Here is a 290-nt window from a genome sequence, read left to right as displayed (position 1 = left end):
ATTTACCCATTCGCACAATATCGTCATGCAGTTATTGTCCGAAATGGGCATAGCCGGCACCTTGCTCGCAGCCTTAACCCTGCTTACAGCTGTGTGGCGACTATCGGGACGCAACCAAACACCGGCCTCGCTGTTTTTACTGACTGCCGCCGCCGTCAGCCTCTGTCACAGCATGCTCGAATATCCACTTTGGTATATCTACTTCCTTACCGTAGTCAGCCTAATTCTGTCTCTGACACCTTCTTATCCGAAAGATGTTTCAGACGGCCCTTTATCTAGCCGAATCAGAC

At 50.3% G+C, this 290-nt stretch carries 1 protein-coding gene; it reads left to right on the top strand.

Going from position 1 to position 290, the window contains the following annotated elements:
- On the top strand, positions 1-290 hold a 290-nt coding region (locus tag ACTHRE_RS11115; RefSeq protein WP_440345281.1), incomplete at both ends, for a Wzy polymerase domain-containing protein.

Source organism: Neisseria sp. P0001.S007, from assembly GCF_051963655.1.
In the GTDB taxonomy this organism is placed as follows: domain Bacteria; phylum Pseudomonadota; class Gammaproteobacteria; order Burkholderiales; family Neisseriaceae; genus Neisseria; species Neisseria subflava_A.
Note: the sequence above shows the minus strand (reverse complement) of the source record. Positions and strands in the feature narration are given on the sequence as shown.